Source organism: Carnobacterium sp., assembly GCF_040274945.1.
Classification (GTDB): Bacteria; Bacillota; Bacilli; order Lactobacillales; family Carnobacteriaceae; genus Carnobacterium_B.
Genome location: NZ_JBEMAR010000010.1, coordinates 79,885 through 104,702, shown reverse-complemented (window position 1 = coordinate 104,702; position 24,818 = coordinate 79,885). Strand labels below are relative to the sequence as shown.

At 34.9% G+C, this 24,818-nt stretch carries 26 protein-coding genes; 22 read left to right on the top strand and 4 right to left on the bottom strand.

The annotated features are described in order from the left end of the window. The first annotated feature begins 359 nt into the window (after positions 1-359). The gene (locus ABS916_RS11170) at positions 360-794 is read left to right on the top strand and encodes a DUF948 domain-containing protein (RefSeq protein WP_350451971.1); all 435 of its coding nucleotides are present in this window, start codon (positions 360-362) and stop codon (positions 792-794) included. A 52-nt stretch (positions 795-846) separates the two neighbouring features. Next, a complete protein-coding gene (locus ABS916_RS11165; protein WP_350451970.1) occupies positions 847-1,518 on the top strand; it encodes a YtxH domain-containing protein in 672 nt (223 codons plus the stop codon). Between the two features lie 85 nt (positions 1,519-1,603). Here the strand turns inward: ABS916_RS11165 and ABS916_RS11160 are convergent, their stop codons facing one another. Continuing rightward, a complete protein-coding gene (locus ABS916_RS11160; protein ID WP_350451969.1) occupies positions 1,604-2,698 on the bottom strand; it encodes a M24 family metallopeptidase in 1,095 nt (364 codons plus the stop codon). Positions 2,699-2,928: 230 nt separating this feature from the next. Between ABS916_RS11160 and ccpA the strand changes: the two genes are divergently transcribed. Next, a complete protein-coding gene (gene ccpA, locus ABS916_RS11155; RefSeq protein WP_350451968.1) occupies positions 2,929-3,939 on the top strand; it encodes a catabolite control protein A in 1,011 nt (336 codons plus the stop codon). Positions 3,940-3,970: 31 nt separating this feature from the next. On the opposite strand, the gene ABS916_RS11150 is transcribed toward ccpA, so the two are convergent. Next, complete coding sequence (locus ABS916_RS11150) at positions 3,971-6,835, bottom strand: transglycosylase domain-containing protein (RefSeq protein WP_350451967.1); 2,865 nt, start codon at positions 6,833-6,835, stop codon at positions 3,971-3,973. 576 nt (positions 6,836-7,411) lie between these two features. On the opposite strand from ABS916_RS11150, the gene ABS916_RS11145 reads away from it, so the two are divergent. From ABS916_RS11145 to ABS916_RS11135, 3 genes are read left to right on the top strand one after another with little or no spacing between them, the layout of a single operon-like run. Then, on the top strand, positions 7,412-8,392 hold the full coding sequence (locus ABS916_RS11145; RefSeq protein WP_350451966.1) for an ABC transporter substrate binding protein: 981 nt from the start codon (positions 7,412-7,414) through the stop codon (positions 8,390-8,392). Between the two features lie 26 nt (positions 8,393-8,418). Then, entirely contained in the window at positions 8,419-9,318 is a 900-nt protein-coding gene (locus ABS916_RS11140) for an ABC transporter permease (protein ID WP_350451965.1), read from the top strand. After that, entirely contained in the window at positions 9,315-10,118 is an 804-nt protein-coding gene (locus ABS916_RS11135) for an ABC transporter ATP-binding protein (RefSeq protein WP_350451964.1), read from the top strand. Before ABS916_RS11140 ends, ABS916_RS11135 begins: the two co-directional genes overlap by 4 nt. Positions 10,119-10,162: 44 nt before the next feature. Here the strand turns inward: ABS916_RS11135 and trhO are convergent, their stop codons facing one another. Further along, positions 10,163-11,128, bottom strand: a complete 966-nt coding sequence (gene trhO / locus ABS916_RS11130; protein ID WP_350451963.1) for an oxygen-dependent tRNA uridine(34) hydroxylase TrhO — start codon at positions 11,126-11,128, stop codon at positions 10,163-10,165. 129 nt (positions 11,129-11,257) lie between these two features. Between trhO and ABS916_RS11125 the strand changes: the two genes are divergently transcribed. The 3 genes from ABS916_RS11125 (at position 11,258) to ABS916_RS11115 (ending at position 14,464) form a co-directional block, all read left to right on the top strand. After that, positions 11,258-11,803, top strand: coding sequence for a DNA-3-methyladenine glycosylase I (locus ABS916_RS11125; RefSeq protein WP_350451962.1), 546 nt, complete (start codon positions 11,258-11,260; stop codon positions 11,801-11,803). A 135-nt stretch (positions 11,804-11,938) separates the two neighbouring features. Next, positions 11,939-13,360: a C40 family peptidase gene (locus tag ABS916_RS11120; protein WP_350451961.1), complete on the top strand. Its 1,422-nt coding sequence runs from the start codon at positions 11,939-11,941 to the stop codon at positions 13,358-13,360. A gap of 198 nt (positions 13,361-13,558) precedes the next feature. Then, entirely contained in the window at positions 13,559-14,464 is a 906-nt protein-coding gene (locus ABS916_RS11115; RefSeq protein ID WP_350451960.1) for a diacylglycerol/lipid kinase family protein, read from the top strand. A gap of 50 nt (positions 14,465-14,514) precedes the next feature. Here ABS916_RS11115 and ABS916_RS11110 read toward each other — a convergent pair whose 3' ends face one another. Next, a complete protein-coding gene (locus ABS916_RS11110) occupies positions 14,515-16,326 on the bottom strand; it encodes a M3 family oligoendopeptidase (protein ID WP_350451959.1) in 1,812 nt (603 codons plus the stop codon). A 205-nt stretch (positions 16,327-16,531) separates the two neighbouring features. Between ABS916_RS11110 and ABS916_RS11105 the strand changes: the two genes are divergently transcribed. The 13 genes from ABS916_RS11105 (at position 16,532) to nusB (ending at position 24,812) form a co-directional block, all read left to right on the top strand. Next, positions 16,532-17,062, top strand: coding sequence for a VanZ family protein (locus ABS916_RS11105; RefSeq protein WP_350451958.1), 531 nt, complete (start codon positions 16,532-16,534; stop codon positions 17,060-17,062). Between the two features lie 103 nt (positions 17,063-17,165). Further along, on the top strand, positions 17,166-17,891 hold the full coding sequence (locus ABS916_RS11100) for a YebC/PmpR family DNA-binding transcriptional regulator (protein WP_350451957.1): 726 nt from the start codon (positions 17,166-17,168) through the stop codon (positions 17,889-17,891). A gap of 156 nt (positions 17,892-18,047) precedes the next feature. Beyond that, positions 18,048-19,115 carry a competence type IV pilus ATPase ComGA gene (gene comGA / locus ABS916_RS11095; protein ID WP_350451956.1) on the top strand — a complete coding sequence of 356 codons (1,068 nt, stop codon included), beginning with the start codon at positions 18,048-18,050 and terminating at the stop codon, positions 19,113-19,115. A 10-nt stretch (positions 19,116-19,125) separates the two neighbouring features. Further along, complete coding sequence (comGB, locus tag ABS916_RS11090) at positions 19,126-20,127, top strand: competence type IV pilus assembly protein ComGB (RefSeq protein WP_350451955.1); 1,002 nt, start codon at positions 19,126-19,128, stop codon at positions 20,125-20,127. Then, complete coding sequence (gene comGC / locus ABS916_RS11085; RefSeq protein ID WP_350451954.1) at positions 20,124-20,447, top strand: competence type IV pilus major pilin ComGC; 324 nt, start codon at positions 20,124-20,126, stop codon at positions 20,445-20,447. The genes comGB and comGC overlap by 4 nt, the downstream gene beginning before the upstream one ends. After that, positions 20,444-20,881 carry a competence type IV pilus minor pilin ComGD gene (gene comGD / locus ABS916_RS11080; RefSeq protein ID WP_350451953.1) on the top strand — a complete coding sequence of 146 codons (438 nt, stop codon included), beginning with the start codon at positions 20,444-20,446 and terminating at the stop codon, positions 20,879-20,881. The genes comGC and comGD overlap by 4 nt, the downstream gene beginning before the upstream one ends. Continuing rightward, complete coding sequence (locus tag ABS916_RS11075; protein ID WP_350451952.1) at positions 20,859-21,209, top strand: type II secretion system protein; 351 nt, start codon at positions 20,859-20,861, stop codon at positions 21,207-21,209. The genes comGD and ABS916_RS11075 overlap by 23 nt, the downstream gene beginning before the upstream one ends. Then, positions 21,154-21,660 (top strand): competence type IV pilus minor pilin ComGF, encoded by a 507-nt coding sequence (gene comGF / locus ABS916_RS11070; RefSeq protein WP_350451951.1) that lies wholly within the window; start codon positions 21,154-21,156, stop codon positions 21,658-21,660. The genes ABS916_RS11075 and comGF overlap by 56 nt, the downstream gene beginning before the upstream one ends. After that, the gene (locus ABS916_RS11065) at positions 21,653-22,045 is read left to right on the top strand and encodes a hypothetical protein (RefSeq protein WP_350451950.1); all 393 of its coding nucleotides are present in this window, start codon (positions 21,653-21,655) and stop codon (positions 22,043-22,045) included. Before comGF ends, ABS916_RS11065 begins: the two co-directional genes overlap by 8 nt. 138 nt (positions 22,046-22,183) lie before the next feature. Continuing rightward, positions 22,184-23,248 carry a M24 family metallopeptidase gene (locus tag ABS916_RS11060; protein WP_350451999.1) on the top strand — a complete coding sequence of 355 codons (1,065 nt, stop codon included), beginning with the start codon at positions 22,184-22,186 and terminating at the stop codon, positions 23,246-23,248. 91 nt (positions 23,249-23,339) lie between these two features. Beyond that, entirely contained in the window at positions 23,340-23,897 is a 558-nt protein-coding gene (efp, locus tag ABS916_RS11055; protein ID WP_013710292.1) for an elongation factor P, read from the top strand. A gap of 46 nt (positions 23,898-23,943) precedes the next feature. Beyond that, the gene (locus ABS916_RS11050; protein ID WP_013710293.1) at positions 23,944-24,369 is read left to right on the top strand and encodes an Asp23/Gls24 family envelope stress response protein; all 426 of its coding nucleotides are present in this window, start codon (positions 23,944-23,946) and stop codon (positions 24,367-24,369) included. Continuing rightward, complete coding sequence (gene nusB / locus ABS916_RS11045) at positions 24,369-24,812, top strand: transcription antitermination factor NusB (protein ID WP_350451949.1); 444 nt, start codon at positions 24,369-24,371, stop codon at positions 24,810-24,812. The genes ABS916_RS11050 and nusB overlap by 1 nt, the downstream gene beginning before the upstream one ends. The last annotated feature ends 6 nt before the right edge of the window (positions 24,813-24,818 follow it).

Genomic DNA, 24,818 nt, shown 5'->3' with positions numbered 1-24,818 from the left:
AAATACTCCTTTAAATAAACTTATTTCTGTTAAAATGCTTCTTACCTATAGTAACAAATAAAAGGATAAAATTATAGTCACATCTCTATTAAGAAAACTCTAAAATTTTTTTAAGGGCTTTTAAAATTAAAAGACGAAGAATTTTTGAAAAGTTAATTAGGAGAGAGAAAATAATAAAAGTATTCGGTTTCATATTGTTTGATGTAAAAAATAAATAGTGGTATTCTATACTTGTATAAAATATTTTATTTAAAGATGAAATATTTGTTGGTAAACTAGCTCTTTTTAATTGAAGTAGTTTGTAAAACAAATCTATTTTATCTAAAAAATAAGAAAATAGAAGGAAGTGAGGAGTTCATATGACAGGTGGAGAAATTGCAGCTCTAATAGCTGCTGTAGCATTTGCAGCATTAGTCGTGTTTTTAATTATCGTATTGTTAAAAGTTTCTAAGGTAATTGGAGAAGTCCAAAAAACGGTTAATGAAGCGAATAAAACCATAGGAGTTCTTACGAAAGATGCGGATAGTCTTCTGATTGAAGTTGAAGGATTATTAAATAAATCCAATACTACGTTAGATGATGTCAATGGAAAGTTAAATAAAACAGATCCATTGTTCAGAGCTATTGGTGATTTAGGAACGACTGTTTCAAGTTTAAATGATTCTACTCGTAACTTAACTAGCCATGTTGCAGGAGCTACAAAGAAAACAGCTCAAACAGGCATGGTAACTAAAGTCGGTAAAACGGCAGTAAATATGAATAAGAAACGCAAAGATAAAAAATCAAACGAATAAGCACTAACTAAAGCAAAAATTATAGTGAACAGAGAAAAGGAGAGAAGTATATATGACTAAAAAAGGTGGATTTCTTTTAGGAGCAATCGTAGGAGCTGCAGCTGCAGGAATTACAGCTCTATTATACGCACCAAAATCAGGTAAAGAATTACGTGAAGATTTAAATCAACAAACGACTAATGCTAAAGGTTCAGCAAAAGAATATGTTGATATCGCAAAAGAAAAAGGTAAAGAGATGAAAACTGTTGCGAAAGATGCTTCAGAAGACATTAAAATCAGCTTAAAAGAGTCAGCTTCTCAAATGAAAGATCAATTAACTCGTGCTTCAAAAGATGTAGGTGACGGCCTAAGTGATCTTAAAGATTCTGCAACGGATGTAGCTAAAGATGCTAAAGCAACAGTAGCAGATGTAGCCCAAGAAGCTAAGACAACTGCTACTGAAACAGCAGAAGATGTAAAATCAAAAGCAAAAGATACAACAGAAGAAGTTAAATCATCTGCAAAAGATGGTAAAGAAAAAGCAACAGATGTTTCAACTGATCTAAAATATGATAGTGAATCTTTGAAAGAAGAAGTTGAAAGAAACACAATGGACTATGCTTATGACCAAGAAAAATCTGCAGAAGGTCCTGACTATTCAACTTCAAACATTAGTACAGAACAAACTACAGAAAATGGAAAAAAAGATGAGCATAAAACAACAAATACGAATGTAGGCATCTAATTCTATTTAGTAAAAGCAGTGAAGCGATAAGCTTCACTGCTTTTTTTGTTTCTATTTTTTTAGTATTAATAGGTTAACAAAGTTGTTAAATAGAAGTGTACGTTTTTGGAGTGTGAGTAAATACTTCGCAACCGTTTTTTGTAACCACTACACAATCTTCAATACGGACTCCAGCTATACCAGGTACATAAATACCAGGTTCTATTGAGAAACACATGCCTTCTTGAATCACAAAATCACTATCTTGCATGATAGAAGGAAACTCATGAACTGAACTTCCTAACCCATGGCCTAAACGATGAGTGAAATATGGTCCATAACCGGCATCTGTAATGATATCTCGGGCAACTTTATCCAATTCTCCAGCCGTTATACCTGGTTTTACTGCATTCAAAGCAGCGGTACAAGCCTGTAAAACAATCGTGTAAATTTCTTTTGCTTGTTTCGAGGGCTCTCCAAAAGCGATAGTTCGCGTAACATCACTAGTGTATCCGTTGTATACAACGCCTAAATCAAATAAAACAAACTCATTTAATTGGACTTTTCTTTTCCCTGGAACACCATGTGGACTAGCAGCGTTATCTCCAGTCAAGACCATGGTCTCAAAACTCATTTCTTTGATGCCTTCTTTTTTTAATCGGTATTCGATTTCTGCAACGATCTCTTCTTCAGATATCCCTTCTTTTATTGCATTGAAACCAATTTCTAAAGCTCTATCAGCCCACTTACCGGCTTCCATCATTTTTGAAATTTCATCAGGCATTTTAATTAACTTCATTGACTGTATTTTTGGTGTCATATCTAAAAAAGAAGCAGTTTGAAAAAAGTTCTGTAACTTTTCAAATCGTCCAACTGTTAAAAAGTCTTTTTCAATAGCTATTCTGCTAAGGTTGCTGCTGTGAGAATGCAAATGTTCGGCAATAAGTGCCCACGGATCTTCATTGTCTAAATAACCATAAACATTGTGTGTCCAGTCACTTTTTATAGCATCCTCTTTTTCGAGTTCGGGGGTGAAGAGGAAAGGTTCACCCTTAGCAAAAACTGCCAGAGCTAAGATACGCTCATGCGGTTCACTTTCATATCCACTTAAATAAGCTATAGTATTCGGCTCATTAATAAACGCACCATCTATATTTTGTTCGGCTAACCATAGTTGTAATGCATTAAGTTGTTTATTCATACTTTTATCCTCACTTTCAACTAACTGAATGGTTACAATTGTATCACTATTGACCTTTATTTTCTTGAAAAACAAGTGGAAAATAAAAAATCAGCTAAATTTGATTAATGAAAGAAAAAAATGAAATTTTCATGAAAATGGAATTGAAACGCTTGCATTAGTGCCGTAAGTTTGCTAAATTGGTAGTATGTAAAAAGTAAGCGAATCTAACTATTCGAAGGAGATTGATTATGGAAAAACAAACCATCACTATTTATGATGTTGCAAGAGAAGCAAATGTTTCTATGGCAACTGTATCACGTGTTGTAAACGGCAACCCGAATGTAAAGCCAACTACTCGAAAAAAAGTATTAGAAGTTATTGACCGTCTAGACTACCGACCAAATGCTGTTGCACGTGGTTTGGCAAGTAAAAAGACAACGACTGTAGGGGTAATTATTCCCGACGTTACAAATTTATATTTTTCTTCTTTAGCTAGAGGAATTGATGACATAGCAACAATGTATAAATACAACATCATCTTAGCAAATTCTGACCAAAATGATATAAAAGAAGTTCAAGTGTTAAACACACTTTTAGCTAAACAAGTGGATGGAATTATTTATATGGGACATAAAATTTCTGATGAATTAAGAGCAGAATTTTCACGTTCGAAAACACCTGTAGTTTTGGCAGGAACAGTAGATCCTGATGAGCAAATGGGCAGCGTAAATATTGATTATGAAGCTGCAACAGAGCAAACAATTGCTCAACTGATTGCTAGTGGACATGAACGTATCGCTTTTGTATCTGGGTCAATAACGCAAGAACCAATAAATGGGGTTTATCGTTTGAAAGGATATAAAACAGCGTTAGAAAATGTTGGTATCGCTTATGATGAAAGTTTAGTGTTTGAAACAGCTTATTCATTTACGGCTGGAGAAGAAGTTTACAATAAACTAGCTGAAGCAGGAGCTACTGCCGTATTTGCTGGAGATGACGAAATTGCTGTAGGGATCATGAATGGTGCTTTAGATCACTTCGTCAAAATACCAGAAGAATTCGAAGTAGTTACTGCAAATAATTCTAAATTATCTGAAATGGTAAGACCAAAAATGAGTACGATTACTCAACCATTATATGATATTGGTGCTGTTGCCATGCGTTTATTAACTAAATTAATGAACAAAGAAGATGTAGATGAAAAAACAATTATTTTACCTCATCACATTGCTAATAGAGGCACAACTAAAGAAGTATAAAAAAAAAGCATCGGTTTTCCGATGCTTTTTTTTATTCATTCTTTTTTTCTTCTTCTGCTTTTTTCTTAGCAGCTTCTTGTAATTTTTTCTCGTTTTCTAATTTAGCTTTAGCCTTCACTTCTTCAGCTTTTGCGGCATCAGCCTTTTTCTTATCTTCATCAGCTTTTTTCTTATCTTTATCAGCTTTTGTTTTTTTCGCTTCTGCGGTCTTCTTATCTGCTTCCGCTTTAGCTTTCTTAGCAGCTTCTTCGCTTGCTGATTTGGAAGTCTTATTCCAATAATCTGTTAATTCCTTTTCAGAAGCAGCAAGTGCAAAGTCGTAAGTGGTAGTTTTTGGAAGGAACTTTTTATTAAAGAGTTCGGTTTTTGTAGCACCAGAAACTGTAACTTCTTTTCCGTTCGCTAATTTTACTTTTCCAGGCATCATTCCTGTAGAAGCTAAAACTTTGGCCTCCACGACACCATCTGGTTTTTGGAAAGCTTGATCCGTACCCAAAATAGTAGGATTAGCATTATAGATTGCATTCATCAATCGAGCCCAGTGTCTTTTGTTTCTTAAACTTGGACTTTCTGAACCTGAGTTAGATAAATCATTAATAGGTGTATCCACAGCATTATCGTATCCAATCCAGGAACTCAGAGTAACTTGAGGAGTGTAGCCGATAAACCAAATATCTTTTTGGCCATCTGACGTTCCAGTTTTACCTGCAATATCAGCTTGGAAATTCAATTGACCTTTTACGTCTTTAGCCGTTCCAGTTTCTAATACATCACGTAAAATATCAGTTGTTAGATAAGCTGTTTCAACACTGAATACCTCAACAGGACTTACTTCATGTTGATAAACAACGTCTCCAGCAGCATCCTCAATTTTATCAATGATATAACCTTCTGTGTAATTCCCTTTATTTGCTAGAGTAGAGAAGCCATCTGTTTGATCTAAGACAGTTGTTCCTCTGGATATACCACCAATAGGAAGAGCATAATAAACTCCTTGATATTCTTCTGTCGTGATGACATCAGAACCAAATCCCATCTTGTGCATATAAGATTCAAGTTTTTCTTCCATGTTATAAGTGTCTTTCATTTGTTGATAGATTTTAGTTGTTACAATGTTGCTTGATTGTGAAAGACCTGAACGTACGTCAGTCCATTTATTTGGAGTAACATTTCCAACGTTGGTGATTTCATGAACACCCAAAGCTCCATTTTCCCAACTTGGTACTTTAGCAGAGCTTTCAAAAAGCATCGAAGCCGGTGTAATAATGCCTTCTTCCAATGCTGGAGCAAAAGCTAATAAAGGCTTAATCGTTGAACCAGGAGAACGAGGAGATTGATAAGCATGATTGACTTGAGTAAACTCATAATCGACGCCACCGATAAAGGAAATAATTCGTCCGGTAGCGTTATCTCTTAAAACTGCTCCATTTTGTACAGGCTCAACGAGTGTTTTAGTTTCATTAGTTTCTTTGTCAACGTAATCAACAACTTTTACATTTCCCAAATCACTAGTATTTTTTATGATTGGGTTATCATTTTCATCATATGAGATCTCAGGAGTCGCATATTGCGCAACGACTTCATTCATAGCTTCGTAAACGCCCTTGTCAATGGTTGAAGAAATTTTGTAACCTTTTGAGCGCAAATCAAGGTCTGCTTGATTGTAATAAGAGTCTTTTAATTCTTGGTCATTAGAGATATCTTCATCTGAATAACCATCAGCTGTGTATAATTGTTTCATTAAAATTTGTCGTGCTTGCTGTTCTACAAAGTTGTAAACATAATCAGTGCTGTCATTAACATCTGCTTCCTGAGGTAAGAAGTCTTGTGTTAAATCATAAGCTAAAGCAGTATCATATTCTTCTTTCGTAATGTAATTTTCACGGTACATTCTGAATAACACTTCATCTTTACGACTCATACCTGCAGACAAATCTTCCTTAAGAGCACCTACTTGAGAATAAGGACTATAAACAATTGGATTTTGAGGCAGACCAGCAAGAAAGGCCGCTTGTGGCAAAGTCAAATCGATAGGATTTACTCCAAATATTCCCATTGAAGCTTCATTCAAACCAGCAATGTTTTGGCCTTTATTATTTCTACCAAAAGGTGAGACATTTAAATAGTTTTCTAAAATCTCTTCTTTTGAAAAGTAATTTTCAATACGGAAAGCTAATAAAATTTCATTTGCTTTTCGTTTAAAAGAGACTTCATTTGTTAAAATCTGCTGTTTTACCAGCTGTTGTGTGAGTGTTGACCCCCCAGAAGTTGTACTGGCGCCTGTTACTTCTTGTGCCAATGCTCGAACGACTGCTTTTGGAACCACACCTGAGTGTTTATAAAAATATTCATCTTCAGTGGCAATAATGGCTTCTTGGACTAAAGGAGACATTTCACTTAATGGAATTTCAGATCGTTTTAAATCTGTTTTTAAGTCACTGATTTTTTCTCCAGTAGCGTAATACATTGAAGAAGTTGCTGATACATTTTCAATGTCAGCTTTCATTTCTTCATATGTGGGAATTTTTTCACCTGAAACAAGGTAAGCAAAGTATCCAGCTCCAGCTCCACCGATAAGGGCACCACCAATCAATAAGACAACGACCAACGTAATAATTAAATTTTTAATTACACTATAGCCGACATTGAACCCAAATAAAAATTTAGCTAAGGTAGGTTTTTGGTCTTCTTTTTTAGCTTGTTCCCTTTTTGGAGAATCCGTTGACTTAGTATCTTTAGTAGTTGATTTTGGTGTAGAAGCTGAGTGGTTTTGTCGATTAAAATGTTTCGTTTTGAAAGAGATCCAGTGTTTCTTCATGAATTGTACCAATTTTAGAATAAATGCTTTGATTTTCTCTAGAAATGATGATTCATTAGTATTTTGTGGACTATTCAAATTTAGTTCACCTCGTAAAATTATATTTTCGTTCTCTAATTACTTGGCTTATTATAACAAAAAGAAAGTAGAAAGAGCAATTTTTGAAGAAATATAGTAGAAATTTAATCAATTCTAAAAAAAGTATGTTTTAAAAGCGAAAAAAGAGTGAATAACAGATTGAAGTAAGAGCAAGATGATTTTTCGATGAATGAAATCTAATTTAGTTGTTGACTTTTCTCATTGTATTTTTTATACTTGTAAAAACAAATCTAACTATTGTGAGGGATTAGTATGGACAATCATTTAATCAACCAAACACAATTGAATACATATTACTTTAGCTATTTTAGAAGCTGTTTGTAGACATAATTCGTTATGGGTGCAAACAGGAAACAGAAATGTTTGTATCTATGATGGCTGAAGCAGTTTGATTTGCTGAATATTTGCCACGTAGAGTTTATCTAAGTGGTGGATTAAATAACTTACTGTTTATTTTTACATAAAATAAGCACCCACTTAGATAAGGCTATCTCTAAGTGGGTGCTTTTTGTTTTATGTAATCATAGAGGTTTAAAAAATAAGGGGGATATAAAGATGAGAACAATTGGAATGAAGAAAAAAGTTATTTTAGGTTTAGCAACAGTTACTGCAGGTTTAGTATTAGGAGCATGTGGAAACACAAGTGAAAGTGCAGATTCAGAAATGATAAATGTTGGGATTTTGCAGTATATGGAACATGATTCTTTAACGCAAGCAAGAAAAGGATTCGTTAGTGAGTTAGAAGAAGCAGGATACGTCGAGGGAGAAAATTTGACGTTAAACTATCAGAATGCTCAAGGAGACCAAGCGAATTTGCAAAGTATGAGTGAAAGCTTAGTTGGAGACAATGAAGTTATCTTATCTATCGCAACACCTGCTGCACAGTCACTTGCAACGATTACCCAAGAAGACCCAATTTTATTCACTGCAGTTACAGATCCGGTAGATGCGGGATTAGTTGCTGATAATGAAGCACCAGGCGGGAACGTGACAGGAACAAGCGATATGGTTCCAATTGAAGAACAAATTTCGTTACTGTTGTCGTTAGCACAAGATGCTGAGACAATCGGAATTATCTACAATTCTAGCGAGGCAAATTCAAAAATCCAGGCTGATCTAGCACAAGAGGCAATTGAGGCAGAAGGAGTAGAAGTGAAAGTATTGACAGTCACAACTACAAATGATGTACAACAAGTCATGACAACGTTGGCTCAAGAAGTTGATGCTGTATACATTCCAACGGATAACACGCTAGCTAGCACAATGCCAACAGTTGGCGAAATTGCTTTAGAGTACAAATTGCCTGTTGTTCCAGGATCTGCGGAAATGGTAGAAGCTGGGGGTTTAGCGACTTATGGAATCAATTATGAAGAACTTGGACGTCAAACAGCAAAAATGGCTCTTAAAATTATTGAAGACGATGCAGATCCAGCAGAAATGGCAGTGGAAACATCTACTAATTTAGAATTGGTTATTAATGAAGAAGTGGCAAAATCATTAGGTATTGACCCAGAAAGTATCGTACTACCTGACTAAAGGGTAAAACATAAAGGAGCATGAGCATGGATATTATATTATCAAGTATTTCGCAAGGACTTTTATGGTCGATTATGGCGATTGGGGTTTATCTTACATTTAGAATTTTAGACATTGCAGACTTAACTGCAGAGGGAAGTTTTCCCTTAGGTGCTGCAATTTGTTCGGTATCCATTGTTTCAGGAATCTCACCATTATTAGCTAGCCTATTGGCATTGATGGGAGGTATGCTAGCAGGAATCGTATCTGGTTTATTGCATACGAAACTTAAAATTCCTGCGTTACTGACCGGGATTTTAACGATGACTGCTTTGTACTCTATTAATTTAAGGATATTAGGTAAAGCGAATGTTACTTTGTTGGGTCAAGATACATTAATGCGCACCTTACAATCATTTGGCTTAGAAAATCGCATGGCTGTTTTAGTTGTTGGTGGAGTAGCGATTGTTTTAGTTATTTTAGTCCTGTATTTATTTTTCAGTACTGAAATAGGATTGGCATTGCGTTCTACTGGAGATAATGAGGCTATGAGTGAAGCAAATGGGATTCATACAGATACGATGAAAATCGTAGGGTACATGTTGTGTAACGGATTGATAGCTCTATCAGGCGCATTGATTGCCCAAAACAACGGTTATGCAGATATCAGCATGGGAATCGGGACGATTGTCATTGGATTAGCCTCTATCATCATTGGCGAAGTTATTTTCCATCGGTTGTCTTTTGCTAAACGATTGATCACCATTGTGATTGGAGCAGTTGTTTATCGCCTAATTATTGACTTCGTATTGCAATTAGGAGTACAACCTCAAGATATCAAATTATTTTCAGCTATTGTACTAGCACTTGCTCTTTCCACTCCTTTATTGAAAAAGAAACCAAGGAGGACTAAACGAGTTGGTAAGAAAGGAGCAGAATTAGTATGAATGCAATTTTGGAATTAAGAAATATTCATAAAAGTTTTGAAGTAGGCACGGTCAATGAGAACCATGTACTAAAAGGAATAGATTTGACGATCGAGAAAGAAGAATTTGTTACGATTATTGGAGGAAATGGTGCTGGAAAGTCAACATTATTAAATAGTGTAGCTGGAACCTATGTAGTAGACGAAGGTGCTGTTTTATTGGACGGAAAAGAGGCTACCAATAAAAGAACCAACGAAAGAGCAAAAGATATTGGACGAGTTTTTCAAGACACTAAGATGGGAACAGCGACACGACTAACAATCGAAGAAAATTTAGCGGTAGCTTTTAAAAGAGGAAAAAAAAGAGGATTAACACTGGGTGTAAAAGATAAGCAACGTGAAATTTTCAAAGAGCAATTAAAATTTTTAGAATTAGGATTAGAAGACAGATTGAAAATGGAAGTGGGATTATTATCTGGTGGACAAAGACAAGCTTTGACATTACTGATGGCGACAATTATCCCTCCTAAATTACTTTTATTGGATGAACATACAGCAGCACTTGACCCTAAAACTAGTAAAATGGTGTTGAAGTTAACGGATAAAATTGTCCACGAAAAAAAATTGACTGCGATGATGATCACTCATAATATGGAAGATGCAATTGCTCATGGAACAAGGTTGATCATGCTTCATAATGGGAAGATAGTAGTAGATGTTTCTGGGGAAGAAAAGAATCGCTTAACTGTACCAGACTTATTAGCTTTATTTCAAAAGAATAGTGGGGACACAGTTACAGAAGATGCATTGATACTAAGATAGAAAAAAAGAACGGAAACTATTAGTTTCCGTTCTTTTTCAATTTATTATACTGATGCTGGAAGTTTTTCTCCAATTACAGCTAAGCGTTCAGCAACCTCTTCTTGGCTTAAGCTGTTGCGTTTTACATACAAGTTTGCAGGTGCTACACGGCATTCATGACAGCAACCACGCATATATTTATGTTCATTTTCTTCTGAAGATAAGATTTGACGGTTACAAGCTGGATTTGCACAGTTCACGTAACGTTCGCAAGGAGTGCCATCAAACCAGTCACGACCAACAATTACATGTTCTTTTTGATTAACTGGGACACTGATGCGTTCATCAAATACATACATTTGACCATCCCACAAATCACCTTGAACTTCTGAATCTTTTCCATAAGTAGCGATTCCTCCATGTAATTGTCCAACATCTTTAAAGCCTTCTTTAACTAGCCAACCGGAGAATTTTTCACAACGAATTCCACCAGTACAGTAAGTTACAACTCTTTTATCCATGAATTGTTCTTTATTATCACGGATCCATTGAGGAAGTTCTCTAAATGTTCTGATTTCTGGACGAACGGCTCCTCTAAAGTGACCTAAATCGTATTCATAATCATTGCGGGCATCGATGACGATGGTATTTTCATCAAGAATAGCTTCACGGAATTCTTCAGGGTTTAGGTATTCACCTGTTACTTCATTAGGGTCGATGTCATCTTCTAAGTTTAGAGATACAAGTTCAGGGCGTAGACGTACAAACATTTTTTTGAAAGGGGCACGTTCTTCTTCATCTACTTTAAAAACTAGGTCTGAAAAACGAGAATCAGCATGCATTTCATCAATGTATTGTTGTGTTTGGTCATAAGTACCTGCAATAGTACCGTTTATACCTTCTTCAGCAATTAGAATTCTTCCTTTTAAATCAACTTCTTTACAAAACGCCAAATGTTTTGCGGTATATTCTTCTGGATTTTTGATATGAACATATTTATAGTAAAGTAAAACACGGTAATCTTTAGACATAGTAAATCCTCCTAATTTGATTCATAACACTAGGTAGACGGACTACCTGAAAGTTAATCTATACTAACAATACATTATACACTAATAAAATAATAGAAATCAATACCTCAAAAAAAAGGATGTGTTTTAATGGAAAGGTGCAGTTGGGCAAAAACGGATCTAATGAAGAAATATCATGACGAAGAGTGGGGAAAACCTCTCCACGATGATCAAGCTTTATTTGAACTGCTGATTCTAGAAACAATGCAAGCAGGATTAAGTTGGTCTACTATTTTAGCTAAAAGAGAAAATTACCGTGAAGCAATAGATGGATTTGATCCAGAAAAAATTAGTCATTATGATCAAAAGAAAATAGAAGAATTGCTTTCCAACCCTGGTATCATCAGAAATAAGTTGAAAATAGCTTCTATTATTAAAAATGCAGTAGCTTTTTTAAAGGTAAAACAAGAATACAGCTCATTTAATCAGTACATTTGGTCATTTGTAGAAGGAGAGCCAATTGTAAATCACTTTAACAACTTCGAACAACTGCCCGCTAAGACTGAACTATCCACTAATTTATCTAAAGATATGAAAAAAAAAGGATTCTCATTCGTTGGGCCAGTAACGTGCTACGCATTTATGGAAGCAGCAGGTTTAATAAATGATCATAGCGACAATTGTTCTTTTAAATGAAAGTCGTTTTATTTGACACACAGTTGTAATATAAACGATACGATTCTATCACATAGATTATGCTATACTAAAGTCCGTTAAGAAATCGGTTAAAAAAGACTTTTAATCAAATCGTAATTTGGAGGGGTAAAAAACGTGAATAAAAAATTAGTAACTATTGCAATCTTAGGAACCATGACCTTTAGTTCTCTTATATTACCAACTGCCGTTAGCGCTGAAACCACTACAAATAAACTTACTGAATCTGAACAACAAGTATCCCAAACACAAGAAGCAATTGAAGCAGCTCAACAAAAAGTTGATGCTTTACAAACTCAATCAAGCGAAACAGAAGCAGAATTAGCAGCTATTACTAATTCAATCGATTCAAACAAAAATAAAACTGATTCGTTATTAGCAGAAATTGAATCATCTCAAAAAGAAAAACAAACTTTAGAAAATGAAATTAAAGCTCTTGAAGAAAAAATTGCACAACGTAGTGAACAACTTGAAGATCAAGCTCGTACTGTACAAGTCAATGGAGACACAAAAAACTACATAGAATTTGTTATTGAAGCTGATTCAATGTCTGACGTAATTGGACGAGTAGATGTAGTCACTGATTTAGTAAAAGCAAACAAAGATCTTGTTCAAGCACAAGCAGATGATAAAGAATCGGTAGTAGAAAAGAAAGAAAAAACAGAACAATCGATTGTTCAACAAAATGCTCTTGCAGCGCAACTTGAAAATGCAAAAGCTGAAATGGAACAACAATTATTAGAAAAAGAAGTTGTGGTTTCTCAACTAGCAATTGAAACAGCGAGTGCACAATCAGATAAAGATAAATACATTGCTCAAAAAGCAGAAGCTGAAAGTCAAGTAGCAGAATATACTGCTGCCCAAGAAGCAGCAGAGTTAGCTGTATTGGCAAGTTATGAAGCAGAAGAAACTGAAGAACCAATTGTAGAAGAAACTTCTGAAAATGAAGAAGTGGTTGTTGCAGAATCAAGTGAATCTGTTGAAGAATCTCAAGTAGTAGAAGAAAGTGAAGTGGCAGCTTCTACTCCAACAGAAACGACTAAGAAAACTGAGAATGCATCTACTTCAACAAAAACGCCAGCAAAAACAGAAACAAAAGCACCAGTTAAAACAGAGACTAAAGCACCAGCAAAAACACCTGAGGCTCCTAAACCAACAACGCCAGCACCGTCTACAAGTGGTGGTACATCTTGGTCCAAATTGCAATCACACGCAACTAGTGTGATGGGCACACCTTATTTATGGGGTGGAACAACACCAAGTGGTTTTGACTGTTCTGGATTTACTTCTTATGTTTTTGCAAAAATTGGAATTACTTTGCCACGTACGGCAGCAGCACAATATGCATCTTCTACTAAGGTTTCAAATCCCCAACCTGGAGATTTAGTTTTCTTCAAAGACGGAGGATCAATTACTCATGTAGGAATCTATGTAGGAAATGGTCAATTTATTGGATCACAAAGTAGTACAGGCGTTGCTTACACTTCAGTTAGCTCTTCTTATTGGGGACCTAAACTTGTAGGATACGGACGTTACTAAAATTTATAAAAAAATTCGCTATCCATTGGGTAGCGAATTTTTTTATTGTTTTATATATACATATAGTTTGGTTTATTTGTAAAAGTAAGCTTTTTATTCACTAAAAAATGCCTTTTTGTAGCAATAGTATCGACCTTAAGTTAAACTAACTATATAAAAAAACAAGTCTTATTTAGAAGTAGGAAAGGTTGATGAAAAATGAAAAAAGCTGTATTGATCGTAAATCCTTCTTCTGGGGGAGAAAAAGGGAATGAATATTCTAAGCTCGCTTTAGAAACCTTAGAATCTTTATATGATGAAGTTGTACTTAAGGAAACAGAAAAAGGCGGGGATGCTGAAGTATTTGCCAAATCTGCTGCTAAAGAAAGAGTGGAAGCGATTTTTGTGATGGGCGGTGACGGAACCGTTAATGAAAGTATAAGTGGCTTAGCCGAAGAAGAGTATCGTCCCAAACTGGGTATAATTCCTTTAGGTACAGTTAATGATTTAGGCCGTGCCTTGGGCATTCCGCTTGATCCAGCATCAGCTATTCGGATGCTGGCAGATGCCATCACAAAAGAACTAGATGTTGGTAAAGTAAACGATACTTATTTTATTGATGTCATTGCCATTGGGAAAATCCCTGAAGCTGTTAAAAACGTAGGTGCGGATCAAAAAACAAGATTAGGTTCATTAGCCTACTTTATTGAAGGAGCAAAGGCTTTAAGCGATGGCCAAAGTTATACATTTAAATTAGAATTAGACGATGAAGTATTTGAACAAGAATCTAGTTTAGTGCTAATCGCATTAACGAATTCTGTTGGAGGATTTAAAAAAATGTTGCCCCATGCAAAAATTGATGATGGTTACTTACATTTAATTGTGTTAAAAGGTAAAACGTTAATGGACAAGCTTAAGTTAGTTCCCAAAATAGTCTCAGGAAATGCGACTGATGCAAATGAAACCTTTTATAAAAAGTTTAAATCAGGAAAGCTCTCTGTATCTGAAGAAGATAATCAAGTGATAAGCAATATTGACGGAGATGAAGGGGATAAGCTTCCTCTTAATGTTCAAGTTTTACCTAGCCACATTACTATTTTTGTTCCAAAGGATACAAAAGAATAATAAAAAAAGACTACGACAATCATTTAAATGATTGTCGTAGTTCTTTGCTATTATTTAATGTATTCTTCTGTTAATTCCATAAAAGTAGCGACATCAGTTTTCATGATGGCAATACCAGCTTCCCAGAAATCAGGTTTCGTTAGGTCTGCAGCTAAATGTTTCAAAGCTAGGTCCTCAGTAGACATAGAAGCTGTATCTCTTAATAATGCGATGTATTTATCTTCAAAACCAGTTCCTTCTTCTAAAGAACGAGCATAGATTCCTAAACTAAATAAGTAACCAAAAGTATACGGGAAATTATAAAAAGGAACGTCAGCAATGAAGAAGTGAAGTTTGCTAGCCCAAAAATGAGGATGATAGTCACTTAATGAATTTTGGTAAGCTTCTTTTTGTGCTTCTTCCATTAATTCACTGAGGCGCTCATCTGTAACAATTCCATTTTGACGTTCATTATAAAAGCTAGTTTCAAATAAGAAACGAGCATGGATATTTAAAAACATGGCTAAAGCATTCTGAATTTTAGTATCTAATAAAGTGATTTTTTCTTCTTTTGAAGCGGCTTCTTTAACGGTAGCATCAGCTATAATCATTTCTGCAAAAGTACTGGCTGTCTCAGCGACATTCATGGCATAGTGCTGGTTAAGAGTTGGCAAATCAGTCATTACGTGGCTATGAAAAGCATGACCCAATTCGTGTGCTAAAGTCGAGACTTCACTAGGCGATTCAGCATATGTCATGAAAATACGAGATTCTTTACTTTCCGGTAATTCTGAACAGTAACCACCTGGTCTTTTTCCGGTGCGGTCCTCGGCTTCAATCCAGTTATGATCAAAAGCATATTGAGCAAAGTCAGCCATTTTCCCACTAAATTTCCGGAAATTTTCAACGATAAAATCAGCCCCATCATCATAGGGGTAGACTTTAGCTGTTGCATCCCCAATGATTACGGGTGCTTCCGTATCTTGCCAAGACAACTTATCTTTTCCGAGTAATTCAGCTTTCCTAGTTAAGTAATCAATAAAGGGTTGTTTCTGCTCGCTAACTGCTTTCCACATTGTATCTAACGTTTCTTGCTTCATCCGATTGTATTCTAATGGACGTTTCAAGAAATCTTTCACACCATGAGCTTTATAATCAGCTAAGCGAAACCCTGCTAAATGATTTAACGTATCGCTAAATAAAGGAGCCATACTTCCCCATGTTTCTTCCCATTTTCTGAATAATTGCTCACGAACGGCTGGATCAGGGTCGGTATTCATTTTATTGTAAGCTTGTCCGGCAGATAAAAGGTGAACTTGTCCTTGGTTGTCTTCAAAAGGAATTTCAATTGTTGCGACTAACGAATCGTAATGGTCGCTCCATCCTTGAAACCCATCAATAGATAGCGTATTGATCAAAGCTTCTTCTGCTTCACTTAGCAATTCTTTGCCTTGTGTACGTGTTTCATTTAAACTGAAATCGATCACTTTGAAAGTAGGCAAGTCAATTAATTCATTCCATTTATCATCCGGTATAGCAACCATTTTTTTTGTTAAAATAGTTTGAAGAGTACTAAAAGCACTATTTAGTTCAAAAACTTGTCCCAAAATAGCTCCTGCCTGTTTATCAGATACATCCGCAGATTGAACTGCTTCTATAAAGGTGAAAACTTGCGAAAGTCCTTTTGATAGTTCTTCTTGAACCAGTAAGATATCAGCCAAACTTTTAAACAATGGGCTGTCTTCTTCTGTATCCCACTGAGTAACTAGACGAGTGAACTCATCTAACTGACCTCGAATGGTATCTAATTTTTCTTTTAATTGAGGAGAAGTGCTACCGCCTGGGAAAATAGATTCAAGATCCCATGTCATACTGTATTTCATATCGTAACATCCTTTCGAGTTCTGAATACGTTTATTATACTCTAGTTTGGAGTAGTTTTAAAACCAACTTTAAGTTAAAGTAGCCAATTTTTATAAAGCGACTTGAAAATAACTACCAAAATCAATTTTAGTTCATGTAAAATAGAAACAGATAACGTGATGATGGATGAAATAAATTAAAAAATTAGGAAGAAGGAAAATAAGAATGCGATCTACTGTAAAAGACAATCTTTTTATTATACTTGCACTGATAATTATGGCTGGATTATTCTATAGTTCTTCTCAGCCATATGGAGAACAATCGTTAACAGGTGTGTTAGATACCTTCTTAGCTAAAGAACCACTGAAAGACGTATTAAGCCATATCCAATTTAATTATGCAGGTAGTGAAGTGAGCATTGCCGCCCAAGGATACAGTTCATTTGTGGAATTTTTCATTCGAAAATTAGCCCATTATGGAATTTATTTTTTATTAGGATTGTGCTGGTTTTTAGGATTGAAAAATAAAATGACGAGTATTGGATTAGCAGCCTTTGTAGCGTGGTTATTAGCATCGGGTTATGCCGCATTTGATGAATTTCATCAAAGTATTACGCCAGACCGAACACCATTGATGGAAGATGTTATTTTAGACGCGACAGGTGCTCTTACAAGTATTCTTTTAGCTTTGGCATTCTTTTTGTTTATTTCTAAAAAGAAACAGACAAAACGATCAGTTAAAAAATCTAAACGGTAGCGAATACATACGAATAGTTGCTCTATAACAGGATTTTTGATAAAATAAGTAGGGCTATTTATTCTAGCTTATTACACTTATACTATGAAATGGGGAGTTTGGAGTGTCAGGACATTCAAAATGGAGTAATATCCAAGGGCGTAAAAATGCTCAAGATGCAAAACGCGGAAAAATATTTCAAAAAATATCAAGAGAAATATACATGGCTGTAAAAAGTGGTGGGCCTGATCCAAACTTGAACCCTTCATTACGTATGGTGATGGACAAAGCTAAATCTAATAATATGCCAAATGATAATGTTGAACGTGCCATAAAAAAAGGTAGCGCAACAGGTGAAAATGAGAATTATGATGAAGTTATTTATGAAGGGTATGGACCAAAAGGGACAGCTGTCTTGGTACATACGTTAACGGATAATTTAAACCGTACTGGAACAAATATTCGTGTGGCTTTTAATAAAAATGGCGGTTCATTAGGTGAAAAAGGATCTGTTAGCTATATGTTCGATCGCAAAGGGTATATCGCAATCGAACGTGAAGGATTAGATATAGATGAAGATACGATGCTAATGAGCGTTTTAGAGGCTGGCGGAGATGAAATGGAAACGTCGGATGAAGTATTTGAAATTTATACTGACCCCTCTGATTTACCAGATGTGCGTGACGCTTTAGAAAAAGAAGGCTATACATTAGCGCAAGCTGAAGTAACGATGATTCCACAAACAACGGTTCAGTTGCCGGAAGATAAAAAAGCCTTATTTAATCAAATGATTGACAAACTTGAAGAAGATGATGACGTGTCAGAAGTCTTCCACAACGCTGAATTATAATAATAATTTAAAAGAAATCCGTGCCTTTCTAGCAATTATAGAAAGGCACGGATTTCTTTGCATATAAAGCAGTAGAAAGAATAACGAAATTCTTTGTCATTTACATACATTTAAACTAAGAGCATTAAAAGAACTAAAAGGAAAGGAGGAATAAGAATGGAAATTGAAGAGTTTGCTCAATATATTATTGTAAAAGCTCAAGAAATAGGGACAAGCGATATCCATATTTTACCTGAAGAACTTCATTACAGTTTGTATTTTCGAATTGGTGGAAAAATGAGTTTTTGGAATAGTGTACCCGAAGAAAACGGGAAACGGGTCATTTCTTATTTTAAGTATTTATCAAATATGGATGTTGGAGAGCGAAGAAAACCTCAAAGTGGAGCTTCACAAGTGCTAATGAATGGAGAGCCTACAGCTTTACGATTTTCAACAATCACAAATTTTCGCGCTCAAGAATCGATGGTAATCAGAATTTTAAATCCAGCTGCTCATTTATCGTTATTGAAAACAACCTATTTTAAAAAGGAAGTACAAGTGATCGAGCAATTGGCTCAGTTTAATAGCGGATTGCTGATATTTTCCGGACCAGTCGGATCAGGAAAAACAACAACGATGTATCAACTTGTTCGTGAAAGCTATTTGATAAGTAAGCAACAAGTTATCACGGTTGAAGATCCAGTAGAAATTGAAGAACCGCTGTTTTTACAAACACAAGTGAATGAAAAAGCTGGAATTACTTATGAGACCCTTTTAAAGTCTAGTTTACGGCACCATCCGGATACCATTATTATTGGTGAGATAAGAGATGAAGTAACAGCAAAAATGGTTATTAGAGGTGCTCTAACCGGACATCTGATAATCGCAAGCGTTCATGCTAAGAATACTGTAGGGGTTGTTTCTCGTCTGTTAGAACTAGGTGTAACACAAGAACAACTAAAACAAACGTTGCTCGGTGTAGTATTTCAAAAGTTGATCCCAAAATATTGTCCTTTTTGTAAGGGAGACTGTGACCCTGGATGCACACACAATAATCTATATGAAAAAAGAGCGATTTTATATGACGTTTTATCGAGAAAAGTACTCAAACAATTTCTCGCTCAGACACACTCAGAAGAAGAAATCCAAGAAAAGCAAACAAGGTCTTTTAACTTATTATTAAGAAAGGCGTACGCATATGGCTATGTCAGTGAAAAAAATTATATTCAATTCCAGATTCCTTAAAAAGAAATCAATGGCTGTACAGGCAGCATTTTTAAATAAACTTTCTGCACTGATGACAGAAGGGTTCTCTTTAAAAGAGGCGTTGTTATTTTTGAAAATGATTTTACCAAAAGAAGTCCAATGGATTCAATCGATTCTTGAAGAACTAGAAAATGGAGAACGGTTTGACAATAGTTTGAAAAAACATGGTTTCTCTGAACGAATCTCTTCTCAAATTTATTTATCTTTTATCCATGGAAATCTGACAGAAGCATTGGAAGCAAGCGGGAACTACTTAGAAGAAAAAGAGAAACAGCGAAGTCAATTAACAAAATTGTTGCAGTATCCTATTTTTTTATTGCTGTTTATGATTGGTATTTTAATGGCTATTCGATTTATGATACTACCCAATTATGAACAAATGAATGCGAATCAGGGTTCTATTATTAATACATTTTCAATAGGATTTATTTATTACTTTCCAACCTTTCTAGGCTTGCTTACTGTGTTTGTTTGTCTAATGTTTCTAGTGATTCGTCACCAGTTGGGGAAACAGACTGCACTTCAACGCACCGTTCTATTTATGAAAATTCCGATTCTCTCAACATTATTAAGACTCTACTACACAAATTTATTTAGCTATGAATGGAGCCAATTATTAAAGAGTGGTCATCAAATGAATAAGATTATTGAATTGATGCAGACGAAGGAAACAACTCAATTGATGCAAGAAGTAGCTTTTAAGATGGAAAAGGAGCTGAGAGCAGGGCGAGATTTTAAAGAATCGATGAGCAGCTTTACTTTTTTTAATCGTGAATTAGGGTTTATCATCATGCATGGCGAAGCGACCAGTCGATTAGGAATCGAATTAGCTGTGTATGCCCAAGATTGTCAATTAAGATTAACAGTGCAAATTCAAAAGTTACTTGGTTACATCCAACCGATCATCTTTCTAATTATTGCTTTTTTTATTATGTGTGTTTATTTAGCTTTATTATTGCCAACGTTTTCAATGATGGAGGGAATTTTATGAAGAAGAAAAAAATACTGAATCAAAAAGGATTTACACTAATTGAAATGGTAATGGTTTTATTTATTATTTCAGTATTGATGCTCCTTATCGTTCCAAATATAGTGAAACAAAAAGATTCTATTGACGTTCAAGGTATAGAAGCCTTAGTGACTGTTATCCAAACGCAAGTAGAGCTTTATGAATTAGATGGTCAACAAGAGGCTGTTTCCTTAGATTCATTACAGCAGCAAGGCTATTTATCTGCTAAACAAGTGAAACAAGCCACTGCAAAATCTATTACTATTACGAATGGTGTCGTAAACTCGAGCAAAAAAGAATGAAACCTTTAAACGAAAAGGGAATGATGCTTCTTGAGATGCTCCTTGTTTTATTTGTAGCAACTGTTTTAGTCCTGATTCCAACAATTTATACCAATGAAACTAAAGACCAATTAGAAAATCAGCTATTTATTGAAGAATTTCAAAGTCAGATGACAGCTATTCAAAATTATGCTGTTTTATCTGGACAAGTAACCATGATGACTGTTTCTTCTCAATATAAGACAGTTCAATTTAAAGTTATTGGAGATGAGAAGAACGTATTGAATCAACTGATTTATTTACCAGAAACGATTACAACCCCTACGTATAAAACGTATTATTTTAATGGTTTTACTGGGAACTTAAGAAATTTTGATACATTGGTTTTTTTTATCAACAAACAAAGACACACAATGACTTTTCAGTTAGGAAGTGGTCGATATAAATGGCAATAAGAAACTAAATCAAAAAGGATATTTATTGATTGAAAGTTTAGTAGCTTTTTCTTTAGTGAGTTTGTGCATTGCCAGTTATATTCCGTTCATTGTAGGCATGCTAAAAAAAGTAGATGCAGAAAAAACAGCCGTTGAAATGCACCGTATCCAGTATGAACAAATACAAAAAATCGAACAGAACCATGCAATAGATACTACTTGGAAAACAGGAGGAAAGTTTTATACCATCAATTCACTGACAAACAGTAGTCGAAAAGGAGTACGGATAAACTATGAAAACGAAGAAATTTTCATTGAAGTCCGCTCGTTTCAAGCGTCCAGCCCTTAATCAAAAAGGATTTACATTGATAGAAGCATTAGTAGCATTATTTATCTTAGTCCTTTGTATTGCTCTCTTAAATGTTGTCACAACTCAATACAAAACGATTCGTAAACAGACTTTCGAAGATCGGCAGCTTGAATGGCATATGTTCTTAAATCAATTTGAATATAGTTTGGAAGGACTGGTTTTGGTCAATACAAAACCTAATGAACTCCAGTTTAAATTGCTGGATGAGAAAGGCCAATTTAAAGAGATGGTTTATTATGAAAAATATGATAATTTAGTTAGACGTCGAACGGGATCGGGAGGACATCATCCTATGTTGATGAAAGTAGAATCGATTAACTTTGTTCAAAAAAATTCATTTTTAGAGATAACAGTAACTTTTTTAAATCAAGAGACTTATCATGCGCAACTAGGTGTTGAGCCTAATCTAGTGGGTATTCAAGATGAATGAAAAAGGTGCGGTATTGCCATCTGTAATGGTATTTCTTTTGCTAATGAGCATCATGATTTTAGGTACAAATAGAGTTTTTGAGAATCAAATGAATCAGTTAAGAATGACGAAACACTATTATGAAGTAGAAAGTATGCTGATTTTAGCTAAAATGGAGCTCAGTAGTCAATATGAGATAGATAAAGAAATTCGAAAAGGAATCGTTACATTTCCTAATGGAATAGTGACTATTCAACGAAAAGAGGGAAATGTATTTATCTTAAATGGAACGCTTAAAGATGTGTTTTCAAAACAGCTAGAAGTCGAATTAACTCCACAGACAACTGAAGAACAAAAGGTCAAAGAAGAAAAAGAATCAAAACAAGATTCACCACTTGAAAAGTAACTATAAAAGAAACCGAAGTAACTTCATTGGAAGCTTAGATGAGGTTATTTCTTTTTGTGGTCGTATTTGATATACTATTTGAATAGAAGCGGCTAATTCAACCAATAGATTAGATACATATAAGAGGAGGAGTGAGGAATAGTGACTAAATTAATTAAATTACGTGAAGGCATGAAAAAAAGAGGGATTGATGCATTATTAGTAACTAGTCCTTATAATTTGCGTTATATTTCAAACTTTACAGGTACAACAGGTTTAAGCTTGATTACACTGGATAAAGCTTATTTTGTGACGGATTTTAGATATACTGAACAAGTAGCAACTCAAGCGGTAGGATTTGAAATCGTTACTAATGTGGGGCCAATTTTTAATGAGGTAGCAAGATTAGTAGACGAAAATAGAATTGAAAAGTTAGGTTTTGAACAGGATTTTGTTACGTTTAGTACATTTGAATTACTAGAACAAATTATTTCAGGTGAATTGATCCCTATAACTGGATTGATTGAAGAACTTAGAGAAGTTAAAAGTAAAATTGAAATTGAAACCATTAAAAAAGCTTGTTCTATTTCTGATGCAGCTTTCAAGTATATTTTAGGAGAAATCAAACCCGGAATGACAGAAATTGAAGTAGCTAATCAATTAGATTTTCATATGCGCGGTCTAGGTGCAACTGGGGTTTCATTTGAAACGATTGTTGCCAGCGGCATTCGTTCAGCCATGCCCCATGGGGTAGCAAGTCATAAGAAGATTGAAACAGGCGATTTTGTAACAATGGATTTTGGTTGTTACTATGAAGGGTATGTTTCGGATATGACGAGAACAATTGCAGTAGGTGAACCAAGCGAAAAGTTAAAAGAAATTTATGCTATTACATTAGAAGCACAATTGAAAGTTAATGATGCAGCTAAACCAGGCATGACTGGTGTTCAATTAGATGCTATTGCTCGCGACCATATTGCTAAATATGGTTATGGTGAAGCCTTTGGCCATTCAACAGGACATGGTATTGGATTAGAAATTCATGAAGGACCAAACGTTTCTAAGTTAGCAGAAAAACGTTTTGTACTTGGTAATGTCATTACCAATGAACCCGGAATTTATCTGCCAGGCATTGGCGGATTAAGAATTGAAGACGATTTAGTGATTACTGAAAATGGAAATGAAGTCATCACTCACTCTCCAAAAGAACTTATCATATTATAACGTGATTTAAATCGACAATTTATTAGGCAGAACACTGAAAAAATGATACACTTATATAGAAAATAGGAACGGACTCATAGGAGGAAATTAAATGATTTCAGTAAATGATTTTAAAACAGGTTTAACAATCGAAGTAGACGGTTCAATTTGGCGTGTTGTCGATTTTCAACATGTAAAACCAGGTAAAGGTGCTGCTTTTGTACGTTCTAAACTTAAAAATTTACGTTCTGGTGCAGTACAAGAAAAAACTTTCCGTGCAGGAGAAAAAGTTAAAAAAGCACAAATCGATAATAAAAAAATGCAATATTTATATGAAAGTGCTGGCGCATATGTATTTATGGACAATGAGTCATATGAACAAATAGAAATACCAGGTGATTCTATTGTTGAGGAATTGAAATATTTAAAAGAAAATATGGAAGTTCACATTTTAATGTATGATACAGAAGTATTAGGTGTTGAATTGCCAAATACAGTCCAATTGCGCGTAGCTGAAACTGAACCTGGTATTCGTGGGGATACTTCTTCAGGTGGAACAAAACCAGCAATTTTAGAAACTGGAACATCCGTAAATGTCCCTTTCTTTATCAATGTGGATGACGTGTTAATTGTTAATACTCAAGATGGTTCTTACGTTTCTCGTGCATAATCATTCGGTTTTAAAATGAAATTAGTAAATATAGGAGGTTTGCCAAATGGCTGAAGAATCGACAGTTGCAATAAATGATACTAAAGGTACACTTGGAGAAATTGAAGTAGCTCCTGAGGTAATTGAAGTGATTTCTGGTATTGCTGCAAACAAAGTAGATGGAGTTTATGCAATGCAAGGAAAACTTGCTTCTGGTGTTTCTGAATTGTTTGGTCGAGTAGACCACAAAAAAGGTGTCCATTTAACATCTGATGAAGATGGCTTGAAAGTAGATATTTATTGCTACTTTATTTATGGCGTATCGGTACCAAAAGTTGCTTTAGAAATTCAAGAAAAAGTAAGAGAACAATTGTTACAAATGACAGATATAACATTAGCTGAAGTAAATGTTCATATTGTAGGAATTGTCCCAGAAAAAACAGAATTACAAGAATTATTAGATCTTGATCAAGAAGAAGATGGTGACGAATAGTGAGTTTAACACGACGTGATATTAGAGAAAAAGCCTTACAATCACTTTTTCAACTTTCTGCTAATGAAGATTTATCTAAAGAAGAAGCTATGCAACAAGCGTTGACTAGTGAAGATGAGTTAGCTGATGAAGTTGAAACAGTTCTGATACCAAGTTATTTAGATTTAATTGTATCAGGTGTAATGGAAAAACAAGATGAGATCGATGAAAAAATCAAAGCTCACTTAGAGAATTGGTCCCTAAATCGTCTGGCTAAAACAGATTTAATGATTATTCGAATTGCAATCTTTGAGATGATGTATGTTTCAGATGTACCAGACAGAGTTGCGCTGAATGAAGCACTAGAAATTACCAAAAAGTACAGTGATGAAAAATCCAGAAAATTTGTTAATGGTGTTTTAGCAAACATAGTAAATGAGAACAGTGAAGATGAAGCTGAATAAGCTTTG

What these genes read in the sequence shown, in the direction of transcription:
- ABS916_RS11170 (WP_350451971.1), top strand. Translation starts at nt 360, where the DNA reads ATGACAGGTGGAGAAATTGCAGCTCTAATAGCTGCTGTAGCATTTGCA.
- ABS916_RS11165 (WP_350451970.1), top strand. Translation starts at nt 847, where the DNA reads ATGACTAAAAAAGGTGGATTTCTTTTAGGAGCAATCGTAGGAGCTGCA.
- ABS916_RS11160 (WP_350451969.1), bottom strand. Translation starts at nt 2,698, where the DNA reads ATGAATAAACAACTTAATGCATTACAACTATGGTTAGCCGAACAAAAT.
- ccpA (WP_350451968.1), top strand. Translation starts at nt 2,929, where the DNA reads ATGGAAAAACAAACCATCACTATTTATGATGTTGCAAGAGAAGCAAAT.
- ABS916_RS11145 (WP_350451966.1), top strand. Translation starts at nt 7,412, where the DNA reads ATGAGAACAATTGGAATGAAGAAAAAAGTTATTTTAGGTTTAGCAACA.
- ABS916_RS11140 (WP_350451965.1), top strand. Translation starts at nt 8,419, where the DNA reads ATGGATATTATATTATCAAGTATTTCGCAAGGACTTTTATGGTCGATT.
- ABS916_RS11135 (WP_350451964.1), top strand. Translation starts at nt 9,315, where the DNA reads ATGAATGCAATTTTGGAATTAAGAAATATTCATAAAAGTTTTGAAGTA.
- trhO (WP_350451963.1), bottom strand. Translation starts at nt 11,128, where the DNA reads ATGTCTAAAGATTACCGTGTTTTACTTTACTATAAATATGTTCATATC.
- ABS916_RS11125 (WP_350451962.1), top strand. Translation starts at nt 11,258, where the DNA reads ATGGAAAGGTGCAGTTGGGCAAAAACGGATCTAATGAAGAAATATCAT.
- ABS916_RS11115 (WP_350451960.1), top strand. Translation starts at nt 13,559, where the DNA reads ATGAAAAAAGCTGTATTGATCGTAAATCCTTCTTCTGGGGGAGAAAAA.
- ABS916_RS11110 (WP_350451959.1), bottom strand. Translation starts at nt 16,326, where the DNA reads ATGAAATACAGTATGACATGGGATCTTGAATCTATTTTCCCAGGCGGT.
- ABS916_RS11105 (WP_350451958.1), top strand. Translation starts at nt 16,532, where the DNA reads ATGCGATCTACTGTAAAAGACAATCTTTTTATTATACTTGCACTGATA.
- comGA (WP_350451956.1), top strand. Translation starts at nt 18,048, where the DNA reads ATGGAAATTGAAGAGTTTGCTCAATATATTATTGTAAAAGCTCAAGAA.
- comGB (WP_350451955.1), top strand. Translation starts at nt 19,126, where the DNA reads ATGGCTGTACAGGCAGCATTTTTAAATAAACTTTCTGCACTGATGACA.
- comGC (WP_350451954.1), top strand. Translation starts at nt 20,124, where the DNA reads ATGAAGAAGAAAAAAATACTGAATCAAAAAGGATTTACACTAATTGAA.
- comGD (WP_350451953.1), top strand. Translation starts at nt 20,444, where the DNA reads ATGAAACCTTTAAACGAAAAGGGAATGATGCTTCTTGAGATGCTCCTT.
- comGF (WP_350451951.1), top strand. Translation starts at nt 21,154, where the DNA reads ATGAAAACGAAGAAATTTTCATTGAAGTCCGCTCGTTTCAAGCGTCCA.
- ABS916_RS11065 (WP_350451950.1), top strand. Translation starts at nt 21,653, where the DNA reads ATGAATGAAAAAGGTGCGGTATTGCCATCTGTAATGGTATTTCTTTTG.
- efp (WP_013710292.1), top strand. Translation starts at nt 23,340, where the DNA reads ATGATTTCAGTAAATGATTTTAAAACAGGTTTAACAATCGAAGTAGAC.
- ABS916_RS11050 (WP_013710293.1), top strand. Translation starts at nt 23,944, where the DNA reads ATGGCTGAAGAATCGACAGTTGCAATAAATGATACTAAAGGTACACTT.